The sequence below is a fragment of the Dyella sp. 05T440 genome, assembly GCF_056395965.1.
This window is the reverse complement of the sequence record NZ_JBFTKN010000001.1, coordinates 209,833-223,376: the sequence shown is the minus strand read 5'-3', so window position 1 is coordinate 223,376 and position 13,544 is coordinate 209,833. Positions and strand designations below refer to the sequence as shown.

The following is a 13,544-nucleotide window of genomic DNA, read 5'->3' as shown; positions in this document are numbered from 1 at the left end:
CAGGTTGACGCGGTCGATGAGACGACAAAACCGCACCCTGCATGAACGCGCCGCCGCGCAAACACCCTGCTGCAACATTTGAGAGTGCAGTCTCTCTGCCCGCCGCCCCGCAGGAGTCAGACCATGAGTACGCCCGCCGTCCAGCAGCATCACTGGCCGCTCGCCAATGAAGCCCGTTACCTGGGACCGCATGAAGGTACGGATCCCATCGATATCACGGTGGTGATGCGACGCCGCGGCGACCATCCGACGCCCGCTGCGTGGCCGCACCAGGCCGCCGTGCCGCGCGAGGATTTCGGTGCGCAGTGGGGCGCCGATCCGGCGGATGCCGAGTCGATTCGCAATTTCGCACGCGGTCACGGACTCACCGAAACCAGTTGCGAGCTGCATCGTCGCGTGATGCATCTGCGCGGCACGCCGCAGGCGCTGCAACAGGCGTTCGGCGTGCAACTGGGGCGTTATCAGATGCCCGATGGCGGCCCGGAGATGATGGGGTGCCATCTGCCGCCGTCGCTGCCCGGCGATATTTCGTCCCGCGTCATTGCGGTGCTCGGCTTCGACAAGCGACCCATCGCGCGCCCGCACTTCCGTCGCCCCGCTGCCAAGCCCGCACAAACCTATACGCCGGTGGCACTGGGCACGCTGTATCAGTTTCCCGCGAAGCTCGACGGCACGGGCCAGAGCGTGGCGGTGATCGAACTCGGTGGCGGTTTTACGCAGAGCGACTTCACCCAATGCATGCAGTCGCTGGGCATCAAGCCGCCCACCGTCAACGTGGTATCCGTGCAGGGCGGCAGCAGCCAGCCCGGTGGCGATGCGGACGGCGAGGTCATGCTCGATGTGGAAGTGATTGGCGCGCTCGCGCCCGGCGCGAACATCGACGTGTACTTTGCGCCCAATACCGACCAGGGATTCTACGAAGCCATCTCGCAGGCCGCGCACGACGCCACCCATCAGCCGTCGGTGATTTCGATCAGCTGGGGCGGCCCGGAAGACAGCTGGTCCGCCTCATCGCTCAACGCCATGGAGAGCGCACTGCAGGATGCCGCGGCGCTTGGCGTTACCGTCACCGTCGCCTGTGGCGACAGCGGCTTTACCGATGGCGAGAGCGATGGCAAGCCGCATGTCGACTTTCCTGCCTCCAGCCCTTATGCGCTCGCCTGCGGCGGCACCAAGCTGGTGGCCAGCGGCACGGCGATCACCAGCGAGACCGTGTGGAACGAACTGGCCACCAACGAAGGCGCCACCGGTGGCGGCGTCAGCGCGAGCTTTGCGCTGCCGGCCTGGCAGAAGGCGATGAAAGTCCCCAAGGCCGCCAATGGCTTCGTCGGGCGCGGCACGCCGGACGTCGCGGGCGACGCCGATCCCAATACCGGTTATCAGGTGCGCGTGGACGGACAGAACGAGGTGATCGGCGGCACCAGCGCAGTCGCGCCGCTGTGGGCGGCCCTCATCGCGCGCTTCAACCAGCAGCTGGGGCAGAACATCGGCGATCCGCATGAGGCGTTCTACAGCATCGGACTTGCCGCGTTCCATGACATCACCCAGGGCAGCAACGGCAAGTTCAAGGCAGCCAAAGGGTGGGATGCATGCACGGGCCTGGGCACGCCCAAGGGACAGACCCTGCTCGATGCACTGGCCAAACTGAAGACGGGCAGCGGAACCTCGCCCACGACGTAAAGCCAGTGATCACACCTCGGCAGTCACGACGTTGCGCAACGCGCCAGTGCACTCGCTGGAAGTGTCACCGGCGTCCCGATCAAGCGACTGAAGTGCTCAGGGCTTGACGGCTACGCCGGGCCCGCGGTGCTCCATCGTCACGATCGCGTCGGTGTTGCAGGCCGCCGGCATGTTCTGCGAACCCAGGGGCGGGCAAAGTCGTTCGGTGGTTGCCGGCTCAGGCACGGACATAGCGGGGCGATAAGGCTGCGATGGCGCAGATGCAGGGGGCGGGAAGCTGCCCCGCTTTTGGGCTGCCAGCGAGACAGCAGTGAGGGCCGCAAACGTCATCGCGTTCTGCGAGACGCGCTGGGCCGCGGTGGGCTGCACTGCAAAGGTTGGCAACGACGCGCGAGCTGCCAGTGTCGGCGCCGAAGGCGCTTGTGTCTTTGCCGCCGCGCTCAGGGGCTCATGGTAGGGCGCCTCCGACTGAGCCGGCGTGTCCTGCTGCGCCCATGCCGGCGCGATTAAAACGCCAGCCCACAAGCCCATCGCAAAAATCGTTCGCTGTTTCATCGCCCTATTCCTCTCCATGGCCTGACCGATGTTGTGCTGCCGACACCCCGTCGACCGACCGATCATAGCCAGCTCAATATGAAGCGAGCCAGTAACGACTTTCCTGCTACCGCATCGCCGGTCGCCATGCGACATTGCCACCATCGCGCCGTGGAGCCCGGATGTCTTGGATAGCCGCCTGTCGATGCATCGCTTCCTCCCGCTGCGCGGCCATCGGCTGGCCTATCGCTCGTGCGGTGACGAGGGCGGCGAACCAGTGGTACTCATCCACGCGTTTGCGAGCCAGTCCGGCAGCTGGGAGTACATCGCCGAAGCGTTGGCGCGACAGGGCTTCCGGGTAATCGCCCCGGACCTGCGCGGGCACGGGCGCAGCCAGTGGACGCCCACCTATTCGCTGATGGATTTCGAAGAGGACTTGAGCGCCCTGCTCGATGCGCTCGGGCTGGGCGCCATCAACCTTATCGGCCATTCGCTGGGCGGGCATCTGGCCCTGAAACTGGCCACTCGCCAGCCCGAGCGCATCCGTCGCCTGATCATTGAAGCCGCCCCGGTACCACCCCGCGACATGGCGGACGCCGCCGCCCTGGCAGCCGCCCGGCCCGGCCCCGCCTGGGTGCGCTCCCTGCATCTGCTGGGTGGAGGAAAACTGCTGCGCCTGATGCTGTTGCGTCAATTCGACGTGCGCTCCGCCCGTACCGTGCTGCCGGAACTGCGCACGCCGATGCCGGCATGGTGGGCACGCCTGGGCGGCGTGCGCGCCCCGTGCCTGTTGCTGGCCAGCCATGACGACGGCCTGGTCAGCGCGCGACTGCCCCTGCTGGCCGCACAGATTCCGCACGCCGTCACCCGCCAGTTCGGCAGTGGGCATCGCCTGCATGGCGAACATACGGACGCCTTCCTGGCCGAAGTGATGTCCTTCGTGGGGACCTCTTCGTACGCGCAATGACACAATCGGACGCTAACCTGCCGGTCACCTCGGTGCTGGAGCACGTCGCCCAAGCTCGCCTTCAGGCCGCCAGCTTCGTTTGCGTGGGCAGCGACTGCTGCCCGAATGTCCAAGCCCAACGAAGCATGCTATCGAATCGATCCAAGTCCATGGCCGATCTCACGCTGGCGGATACCGCTGCCATCGCCGGCGCGCACCGCATCTAAGTCGACATGCGATCCGCGGCGGCCCGGTCTGTCTCGACGCCGAGCCGGCGCAGGTCCGGCGTCGTCTTCACCTTGCACATTTCCAGCAAAAAACAGCGCTATCATCACAAATCGCGCCGAGCCAGGGGCAAAGTCGAATCGGCCAGTCGCGTGGGGATATCGGGGAAAACAAGCGAGACCTCGTTGCCGCTCCTTCCGCCTGGGAAAAGCGCAGCGTCGCCGTTCACGCGCAAGGCGCAAGGAAGTTGTGGCCGTCGTATCAACCGCTAGGGGGGAAAACCGCATGTCCAACGTGATCGAGTTTCTGGAAAGGCTTGGCAGCGACGCGCGTTTATTTCAGGGCGCCAAGGACGAAATCGCACTGGCGCTGGCCGATGCAAAGATCGAGGCTACCGCCGGTGAAGCCATCCTGGCTCGCAACGTGGAAGAGCTTCATGCGCTGCTGAAGGTCGTACCGCTGTGCTGCTTCCAGACCGTGCCGCGTCGCCCCGACGAGGAAGAGGAAGAAGAGCAGGAAGGCGAGGAAGGCGAAGAGAGCGAGAGCGACGCACCCCCGTCCAAGCCCAGCAAGAAAGCATGACGATGTTCCGCGCCGGCCACTTCGGGCGGGCGATCATCCTGGCAGTGCTGCTGTCAGGTTGGCACGCAGGTGCGGCCGTCGCGGCCGCAGCTGCGCCTGCGCAAGATCCGGTGCAGATGCTGGCGCAGGCCGACAAGATCAAAACCGCCGACCACGCCCAGTTCCTGCGCCTGCTCGGTGAACTGGACCAGCGCGCGAGCGAGCTTTCCTCCGACCAGCAATGGCATTTGCGCTATCTCGATGCCTGGCAACTGGCGTTCGAAGGTCGCTACGACGTCGCCGGGCCGGCGCTGCACGACATCGTCACGCACTCGGGCGAGACCACGCTGCAGGTTCGCGCGCTGGCCACGCTGGTGAACATCCTCGGCTTCAGTCGGCACTACGAGGAAGCGTTCACCCAACTGAGCGTACTGATGGATCTGATGCCGGCGGCGAAAGATCCGGAGGCCCGCTACCAGGCACTCGGTGAAGGCGCGCAGTTCCTTGCCGCGGCGGGGCAGTTCGACCTGGCGTCCAGCTACGCGCAGCGCATCCTGGATGACCCCCAATTGCGCGACCGCGCGTGCCAGGGCATGGCGTTCAAGCTGCGCGTGCTGTTCCGCGCAGGCAAGGTGCGCGGCACCGATCCCGAATACGATCGCGGCATCGATACGTGCATCAAGGCCAACCAGGCCTTGTATGCCAACTCGCTGCGCAACGACCAGGCCAAGTACGCGATCGACCAGGGGCGCCCCAAGGACGCCATCGCCCTGCTGCAGGCGCATTACGACGAATTCGTCTCGTACCACTATCGCGTGCTGATGAACGCGGTCAACGTGACGCTGGCGCAGGCTTACTGGCAGCTGGGCGACGCCACGGCGGCGCGCAAATACGCGGGCGAAGCCGTTGCCGAAGCCATCAAGGACAAATACTCCGATTCACTGGGGCCGGCCTACCAGGTGCTGTACCAGGTCGAGGAACGCGAAGGCAACACGCGTGCCGCGCTCGACCTCCACAAGTTGTACATGGATGCGGACAAGGGCTATCTCACCGACGTGAGCGCCCGCGCCATCGCCTATCAGACGGTCAGGCAGCAATTGCTGGCCAACAAGGTGCAGGTCGATTCGCTCAACAAGCAGAACGAGATCCTGCAACTGCAGCGCAAGCTCGACCACAAGGACATGGAGACCAGCCGGCTGTATATCGCCCTGCTGCTCACCGTGGTGGCCTCGATCGCGCTATGGCTGCTGCGCATCAAGCGCTCGCAGATGCGCTTCAAGCGTCTGGCGACACGCGACAGCCTCACCGGCATCCACAGCCGCCAGCACTTCATCGACGAGACCGAACTGGCGTTGCGCGCGGCGGCCAAGGCCACCCGCACCTCGTGTCTGATCCTGCTGGACCTGGATCACTTCAAGGAAGTGAACGATACGCACGGCCACGTCATCGGCGACCTGGTGCTCAAGCGCGCCGTCGCTGCCTGCCAGCACCATCTGCATCGCCGCGACATCTTCGGGCGCCTCGGCGGCGAAGAGTTTGCGTTGTACCTGCCTGACTGCAGCGCGTCGCAGGCGCGCGAACGCGCCGAGCGCATCCGCCAGGCGATTGCCGCCACCCCGCTGTGGGGCGAGACCCGCAACGTGGTGATCACCTCGAGTTTTGGCGTGGCGTCTACCGATCGCAGCGGCTACGAATTGCGCCAGCTGATGATCGATGCCGACAACGCGCTGTACCAGGCCAAGCGCGAAGGCCGCAACCGCGTCATCTACGGCGAGCATGCCGAGGGCATCGTGCCCACGACCGTGCCGGCGGCGGAGCCGCCCCACGATCATCCGATCGAAGGCATCGCCGGTCTTCCGAGCTAGGCACCAGCCGGCGCTGGTGGCCGCTCATCGCCTTCGTGCATGTCCTGCCACCACGCCGATCAGGGTCGGCATCACCAGCAGCACCAACGGATATTGCAAGGCGAGCCCCGCAATGATCGCGATGGCGAGCGGTTGCTGGATGCCAGCACCCTGCCCCCAGGCCAGCGCGAGCGGCAACAGCGTGAGAATCGCGGCGAGCGTGGTCATGGTGATCGGTCGCAGGCGATCGCGGCTGGCCAGGCGCAAAGCCTGCAGCGGCGGCAGCTCGCGCGACAGCGTGACGTACTCGGACACGTAGAAGATCGCCATCTCCGTGCCCATGCCGATGATCATCGTCATGCCCATCATCGCGGTGATGTTGAGGTCCACGCCGCACAGCCATAGCGCGATGAACACCGCCGTGGCCGAGAACAACGAGCAACCCATCACCACCAGGGCCAGCCCGGCACGGCCGTAGAGAAACAGCAGCAGCACGAATTCCGCCACCAGCGCCATCAGAAACACCTTGCCCAGGCCGAGGAAGGCGATCTGTTGCTGCTGGTAGAGGCCGCCCAGTTCGTAGCGCGTATCGGCATCGAGCATGCCCGGCTGCGCGAGCAGTTTCTTGACGTCGGCCACGGCAGCGCCCATGCCGCGGCCGTCGATGCGCGCCGTCACCGCCGTCATCTGCTGCAGGTTTTCGCGGGAAATCTGCGGTTGCCCGTTTTCAGTCGCGATACTGGCGACGCGGCTCAATGGAAAGACATGTCCGTCGGGTGCGCGTACCGGCAAGGCGAGCAGCTGCGGCAGCCGCCACTGCATCGAGTCCGGCATGCGGATGCGCACGCCCACGCTCTTGGTGGCCTGCGGCAACTGCGTGGCCACCACGCCGGTCAGCGCGTTGTTGATCGCCTGCGTCACCGCCGCCACCGTCATGCCCTCGAGCGTGGCGCGGTCGGGATCGATCCGCACGTTCAAGGCATCGCCGGCCAGTTGCAGGCCATCCTTGATCTCCACCACGCCGGGGATATCGGCCAGCGCCTTGGCCACGCGTCGCGCCTGCGGCACCAGCGTGTCCGGATCGGCCGAATACAGCTTGATCTCGATCGGCTGCGGCACGGCGGTGAGATCGCCGATGAGATCTTCCATCAGCTGTGCGAGCTCCACCTCCACACCGGGCACCTCGTGCTCCACGTGTTCGCGCACGTCGCTCATCACGTCCTCGGTGGCACGCGCGTGATCGGGTTTCAGCCGCACGAAAAAGTCGCCGTGATACGACTGCCCCAGATCGCCGCCCAGCCCGGTGCCGAGACGGCGGGAGAACGTGTCCACTTCGGGCATCGCATGCAGGATGGCTTCGATCTGCGCGACCTGCCGCGCCGTTTCGGGCAAGGAGGTGCCGGGCTTGGTGTAGTAATCCATCACGAAGCCGCTTTCGTCCACCGAAGGCATGAAACCCGTGGTCACGTGCGTGTAAGCCACGCCGCCGATCACCAGCAGCGGCACGACGAACGCAAGCAGCCACGCCGGGCGGCGCGCGAACGCGTCGTACAGGCGCGCATGCGAACGCGACAGCCAGCTTTCGTGATCGAGCCCCGGATCATGCCAGTGTCGAAAGTCGATCCAGCGCCGCAACAGCGGCGGCACCACGAACGCGGTCACCAGCCACGAGACGGCCAGCGCACTGGCCATGGTAATCGAGAGCGCCTTGGAGAAGGCGCCGGTGACGCCGCTGAGCAGACCCAGCGGTACGAACACGATCAGCGTGGCGAGGCTTGATCCAGTCAGTGGTGCGAGGAACTCTCGCGCCGCTGGCAAAACGACGGCTTCGCCACCGCCATCCAGCGTGCCCGCTCGTCGCGCGACGTGTTCCACCATCACAATCACATCGTCGATCACCAGGCCGACGGCAGCCGCGATGCCGCCGAGCGTCATGATGTTGAAGCTCATGCCGAACACTTGCAGCAGCAACACCGTGACGGCCAGCGTCACCGGCACCACCAGCATCGCGATCAGGGTCACCCGCAGATTGCGCAGGAATACCAAGAGCACCACCGCGGCGAGCAGCAGGCCGATCAACACCGCATCGCGCACGCTATGGGCGGACTCCACCACCAGCTCGCTCTGGTCGTACCACGGCTTGAGCGTCACGCCCTTGGGCAGTCGATACGAGGCCAGCCGCGCGCGTACTTCGCTGGCGATCTGCACCGCATTGCCGTCCGGCTGCTCGAACACGTTGAACAGCACGGCAGGCTTGCCGTCCTCGCTCACCTTGATCCATTGCGGCACGTAGCCATCGCGCACCGTGGCGACATCCGACAATCGCACCCAGCCGTGCGCATCGTTTTTCACGATGATCTTGCGGATCGCTTCGATGTGTTGCAGCGAGTGATCGGCGACGACGAGATAAAGCTGATTGCGATCCTGCAGCCGACCGACGGCCTCCAGCTGGTTGGCGCCGCTCACGGCGGTGGCCAGGTCGTCCAGGCTCAGACCGTATTGCGCGAGCTTGCGCGGGTCGGCCTCCACCTGCACTTCGGCGGTTTCGCCGCCTTGCACGTCGACGCGCGCGAGACCCTCGACCGACGCCAGCAACGGCACGATCTGGTATTGCGCGAGATCACGCAGCGCAACCGGCGACATGCTGTCCGACTGCAGCGCATAGGAGATGATGGGAAACACCGTGGGATCCATGCGGCGCACGTTGTAGCTGGCGCCCGCGGGCAAACTCGGCAGCACGCGTGCAATGGCCGAATCCACCTGCAGAGTGGAGGCGATCATGTCGCGTCCCCAGCCGAAGTCGACCGAGATCTGTGCCGAACCGCGCGTGGTTTCCGATCGAAGACCGGCCACACCCGGCACCGTGCGGATCGCCTCTTCCACCGGCCGCGTCAGCAGCAGCGCGGTCTGGTCCGCCGGCCGGTCGCCGGCGTCGAGATCGATCACCACGCGCGGAAACGACACTTGCGGGAACAGCCCCACCGGCAGCGTGAGCGAACTGGCCAGACCCGCCAGCGCGAGTGCGAAAGCCACGATGACGATGGCACGCGCGTGCCGCGCCAAGAGTGTCGGCAAGCTCATGGCTTGGCCTGTTCCGTCGGCAGGCGCACGGCCATGCCGTCGTCCAGCTGCGTCGCGCCTTCAGTAACCAGCGGCAGCTTGGCGTCGAGTGCGCCGCTGGCGACGGTGATGCTGTCCGTCTCGCCCAGCACCTTGACCGGCACGCTCACCGCCTTGTGGTTCGCCACCTGGAAGACATGGCGATCCGCGTCGTCGCCCAGCACCGCATCACGCGGCAACAGCCAGCCTTGCCGTTGACCCACGATGATGTCGGCGCGGAAGCCCTCACCGCTGACCAGTGCGCCATCGGGCACGATCTCCACATTGAGTTGATGCGTGTGCGCATCCAACGCATGGGCCACGCGGCGCACCGTGCCGTGCATGGCGGCACCGCCATCGATGGGCGCAAGATCCGCCTTCGCGCCGACCTGCACGCGCGTCATCGCATCGCGCTCGACGCCGACCGTGACGACCATGCCGTCACCACGCTGCAGCGTGAGCAAGGCGGCACCCGCCTGCAGGTTGTCGCCCTGCGGTGCGTCGACCGTCACCACCGTGCCATCGAACGGCGCGGTGACATCCATGGTGGCGCTGCGGCCTTGTTGCTGCACCAGTGCATCGAGATTGGACTGCGCATCCTGCAAGGCCTTTTCGGCCTGCTCGAGCTGATCGCGGGTGGCGAGTTGCTGCGACAGCAGCTGCGCGGTATGGGCACGCTGCGCCTGGGCCAACTTCTGCGCCGTCAGCGCCTGTTGATAGGCCGCCACCGACGAGGGCGCCAGTGCGAAGGCAAGCAGGGACTGTCCACGCTTCACCGACTCACCCGCCGTGACGTTCCAGCGCGTCACGCGACCCGCGGCCTGCACGCTGATCACTTGCGCGGCATCGGCGGCCGGACCGGCGCTGCCGTAGGCGGTCACGGTATCGGCCACGCTGCCCTGCTTCAGCGGCACGGTGGTGACCGCGGCGCTCACGGCCGTTTCGTCCGGTGCTTCGCTGCTGGAGCAGGCGGCCAAAACAAACGCGGCCAGCGCCGCAGCGATCCATGGCTGTCGGTAACTCATGGGGCCATCACATCCTGTTCGAGAGAAGTCGGCATGCCGCGACCGACCAGCAATTCCAGTGCAGCCTGCTGTTCGAGCATGGCCTGCTCGGTCGCCAGTTGCGCCAATTGCCGGTTGAGGGCGGCCACGCGCAGATCGGTGACGTTGCGCAGGTCGATCAAGCCGGCTTGCGCCGCCTGGCCGGCCTCAGAGGCAGCGTGCACGGCGTCGTCGGTAGCGGGAGTAAGCGCCTGATGCTGCGCATCGAGCTGTGCGTATTGCGCCAGCAGCGCTTCGACGTCGTCGTGCGAAGTCGCCAGGCGCGTGGTGTATTCCTGGTGCAGCTGGTCGCGGGTGGCGCGGGCCATCGCCACGTTGTGCTGGTTGTGATCGAAGATCGGCAGCGTGAAGTTCACCGCGGGGCCGCCATTGCGCACCCGGCTATTGTCCTGCGAGGCGTCGTAGCCGATCGCCAGCGGCGGAAACTGCGCCAGCACGGCGGCGCGCAAGTTCGCTTCCTGGGCCTGATAGCCCAGCTGCAGAGCAACGAGGTCCGGCCGGCGACGACTCACGCTGTCGAACTGCGTGCGGATCGCCGCGGGGTCCACCTGGGCGGATGGCAAGTTTGTCGCCAGCGGCAGCACGACGCCCGGCTGCAGACCCAATAGCGCATGGAGCTGCTGTTGCTGGTCGAGCTGGCGGCGCTGCATGTCGCTCAGTGCGCTGCGTGCCTCGGCGGCAGCGGCGAGATCGGAAGCCACCGCCACGCGCTCGAGGTTGCCATCGCGGACGGCTTTGGCGATACGCGATTCGCGCTCCGCCTGGGCCTGCAGTGCCTGCGTCTGCAGCGCGATCTGCCGCTGGCCTTCGACCAGATCGATCACCAGCAGGCGCGCCTTGCCCACGGTCTGCCATTGCTCCCACAGCAGGCCGGCGTCGACTTCATCGGCGCTGGCTTTCGCCGCCTCGCGGCGGGGACGCAGGGTGATCAGCGAGGCGATGTCCTGGCTGATCGAGGCCGTCCAGGCCGTCGCGTCACCCGGACCCGACAGCAGATAGCCGATGCTGCCGCCGACGGTGGGATTGGGCAGCACGCCATCCTGCAGCCGCTGCGCCTGCGCCGCCTGGTGCCGGGCGCGCTGGGTCTTGAGGTCGGGATTATTGAGCAGCACCAGGCGCTCGACCGCGGCCATGTCCAGCGGCAGCGCGGCGGCGTCATAACCTTGCAGCTGCGACAGCGATGACGCGGAAGCGGCCTGTTCCGGCAGCGGCTTGGGCTGGCTGGTGGCGCAGCCCGCCAGGCACATGGCCAAGGCGATGGCCGCGAAGCTGCGATGCTTGGCAGACAGAGAAGACACCAACAATCCAGGCATGAGTAGGGAGTCCATACCCTAGCGAAACTGGCTTAGCGTTCACTTTGTAAGCGCCGCCAGGATCTCGCGGACTCAGGCGCGGCAGTCGCCCAGCGGCAGGCGGACGCAGACGCGCAGGCCGCGGCCATAGGGCGAATCGAGCAGCTGGATCGACGCATCGTGCAATTGCGCCGCCCGCTGCACGATGGAAAGTCCCAGCCCGTAGCCCTCGCCCTGACTGCCGGCCTCGCGGTGAAAGCGGGTGAAAACGGCCGCGCGGCGTTCCGGGGGAATACCCTCGCCATTGTCGATCACGTCGATCACGGCCTGGTCCTGCTCGCGCTGGATGCTGAGCCGCACCTGGCCGCCCAGCGGCACATGGCGCAGCGCGTTTTCCAGCAAATTGCGCAGCAGCGCGGCCAGCGCCACTTCGTGGCCGTGCACGATCAGCGTGCCATCGGCCAGGGCCACGTCCAGTTCCACATCGGAGTCGCCGATCAGCGATGAGAGTTCCTCGATGACATTGCGCGCGACCGCCAGCAGGTCGATATCGCTGTTCTGCTCGGCGCGCGAGCTCGCCTCCAGGCGCGCCAGCGACAGCAGCTGTTCCACCCGGCGCGCCAGCGCAGCGAGACTTTCGCGCGCGCCGGCCAGGGCCACGTCGGCTTCGCGCGTATCGCGGCTGGCCTCGGCGTTCTCCAGGTTGATCATGGTGGAGGCCAGCGGCGTGCGCAGTTCGTGCGCCACGTCGGCACTGAAGCGGCGCTCGCGCTCCAGCGCCTCCTCGAGCTGGGTGAACTGGCTGTTGAGTGCAGCGAGCACCGGCTCAAGTTCGCGCGGCGCGTCGGCGACGTCGAGCGTGTCGCGACTGCCCGGTTTGCGCGCGGCCAGTTTTTCCGCGAGCGCATCCAGCGGACGCAACCCGCGCCGCACGGCCCAGCCCACCAGCAAGGCCAGCACGGGGAGCGCGATCAGCGGCGGCAGGCCATGCTCGATCCACAGCGCAGTGCGGATGTCGGCACGGCTGTCATAGCGCTCGGCCGCACGCACGACCACGCCATCGGCGGTCGGCGGCAGGGTGAACAGGCGCCATCGATAATTGCCGTAGCGCAGATTCCTGAAACCGGGCTTGGCGGTGTCGGGCGGCGGCAAGGCAGTGAGATTGCCGGTCACCAGGAGCGGGCGATGGTCGCGGTCAAACACCTGGAAGCCGACTTCGGACTCATAGGTGTGGCCATGCAGCACCAGCTCCTGGGTGGAGCGCGCCGTGATCGGCACCACCACGCCTGCTTCGGCGTTGCGGCGTTGCAGGGCAGGCAGCCCGATCTCGCTGATCAAGGTCTGCAGCGTGCGCGCCGATTGCGCCAGGCGCCCATCGGAAAGCTCGTTCACTTCATTGGTGGTGCGACGCAGGCTGTAGATCGCCAAGGGCACCAGCACCACCGCGAGAACGCCGAGGACCAACCAGAGCAGACGTCCGCGCAAACTGCCGCGGCTCACTTGGGATCCTGCGGAATCATGTAACCGAAACCACGCACGTTGCGCACCGTCTCGAAGCTCAGCTTGCGGCGCAGCGAATGCACCAGTACTTCGAGTGCGTTGTTGCCCACCACGTGATCCAGTCCGTACAGGGAATTCTCCAGGCTCTCGCGCCGCACCAGGCGGCCGGCGCTTTCCATCAGCGCCTGCAGCAGCGCGAATTCGCGGCGGGTGAGGTCGACCGCCTCGCCGCGAAAGGTCACCTCTGAAGTGCCCACGTCCAGGCTCAGCGCACCCACTTCGATACGGTTCACCGACAGGCCGCGCATGCGGCGGGTGAGCGAGCGGATGCGTGCAGCCAGTTCTTCCACATGGAAGGGTTTGGTGAGGTAGTCGTCGGCGCCGGCATCCAGACCATCGACGCGCGCGGTGAGCCCGTCGCGCGCCGTCATCACCAGGACGGGCGTATCCACATGGGCGCGGCGCGCCTCCACCAGCACTTCGATACCGTCGCGACCGGGCAGGCCCAGATCAAGCAAGACCAGGTCGGCGGTGCGATCGCGCATGGCGTTGAGCGCCGAACGGCCGTCGCGCAGCCACGACACCGTATAGCTCAGCCGTTCCAGGGCGCGCTGGATCGCCGCTCCCAGCTGCGCGTCGTCCTCGACCAGAAGAATGTGCACGACCTGACGCTCCTTCGCCCTGCTGGCGATGTACGCCGGGATTATCGGTCATGCGCCTTAGGAAACACTTAAGCGACTGTCCCGCCTGATTTTTTCTCTGCCAGGTCAGACGCCTGCGGCTGGCCGCGAAGGCTCTC

At 66.4% G+C, this 13,544-nt stretch carries 9 protein-coding genes; 4 read left to right on the top strand and 5 right to left on the bottom strand.

Annotated features, from left to right (window positions below; translation table 11 throughout):
- Positions 1 to 123 precede the first annotated feature (123 nt).
- The 4 genes from AC1DE1_RS00885 (at position 124) to AC1DE1_RS00870 (ending at position 5,811) form a co-directional block, all read left to right on the top strand.
- Positions 124 to 1,680 (top strand): S53 family peptidase, encoded by a 1,557-nt coding sequence (locus AC1DE1_RS00885; RefSeq protein ID WP_441602864.1) that lies wholly within the window; start codon positions 124 to 126, stop codon positions 1,678 to 1,680.
- 721 nt (positions 1,681 to 2,401) lie between these two features.
- Positions 2,402 to 3,181, top strand: coding sequence for an alpha/beta fold hydrolase (locus tag AC1DE1_RS00880; RefSeq protein ID WP_441602863.1), 780 nt, complete (start codon positions 2,402 to 2,404; stop codon positions 3,179 to 3,181).
- A 489-nt stretch (positions 3,182 to 3,670) separates the two neighbouring features.
- Positions 3,671 to 3,967: a hypothetical protein gene (locus AC1DE1_RS00875; protein WP_441602862.1), complete on the top strand. Its 297-nt coding sequence runs from the start codon at positions 3,671 to 3,673 to the stop codon at positions 3,965 to 3,967.
- Positions 3,964 to 5,811, top strand: coding sequence for a tetratricopeptide repeat-containing diguanylate cyclase (locus tag AC1DE1_RS00870; RefSeq protein WP_441602861.1), 1,848 nt, complete (start codon positions 3,964 to 3,966; stop codon positions 5,809 to 5,811). The genes AC1DE1_RS00875 and AC1DE1_RS00870 overlap by 4 nt, the downstream gene beginning before the upstream one ends.
- 24 nt (positions 5,812 to 5,835) lie before the next feature.
- Here AC1DE1_RS00870 and AC1DE1_RS00865 read toward each other — a convergent pair whose 3' ends face one another.
- The 5 genes from AC1DE1_RS00865 to AC1DE1_RS00845 all read right to left on the bottom strand — a co-directional run bounded on the left by AC1DE1_RS00865 (position 5,836) and on the right by AC1DE1_RS00845 (position 13,407).
- The gene (locus tag AC1DE1_RS00865) at positions 5,836 to 8,871 is read right to left on the bottom strand and encodes an efflux RND transporter permease subunit (RefSeq protein ID WP_441602860.1); all 3,036 of its coding nucleotides are present in this window, start codon (positions 8,869 to 8,871) and stop codon (positions 5,836 to 5,838) included.
- Positions 8,868 to 9,914 carry an efflux RND transporter periplasmic adaptor subunit gene (locus AC1DE1_RS00860; RefSeq protein ID WP_441602859.1) on the bottom strand — a complete coding sequence of 349 codons (1,047 nt, stop codon included), beginning with the start codon at positions 9,912 to 9,914 and terminating at the stop codon, positions 8,868 to 8,870. Before AC1DE1_RS00860 ends, AC1DE1_RS00865 begins: the two co-directional genes overlap by 4 nt.
- On the bottom strand, positions 9,911 to 11,251 hold the full coding sequence (locus AC1DE1_RS00855) for a TolC family protein (protein ID WP_441602858.1): 1,341 nt from the start codon (positions 11,249 to 11,251) through the stop codon (positions 9,911 to 9,913). Before AC1DE1_RS00855 ends, AC1DE1_RS00860 begins: the two co-directional genes overlap by 4 nt.
- Before the next feature lie 87 nt (positions 11,252 to 11,338).
- Positions 11,339 to 12,745 carry an ATP-binding protein gene (locus AC1DE1_RS00850; protein WP_441602857.1) on the bottom strand — a complete coding sequence of 469 codons (1,407 nt, stop codon included), beginning with the start codon at positions 12,743 to 12,745 and terminating at the stop codon, positions 11,339 to 11,341.
- Complete coding sequence (locus AC1DE1_RS00845) at positions 12,742 to 13,407, bottom strand: response regulator (RefSeq protein ID WP_441602856.1); 666 nt, start codon at positions 13,405 to 13,407, stop codon at positions 12,742 to 12,744. Before AC1DE1_RS00845 ends, AC1DE1_RS00850 begins: the two co-directional genes overlap by 4 nt.
- Between the last annotated feature and the right edge of the window lie 137 nt (positions 13,408 to 13,544).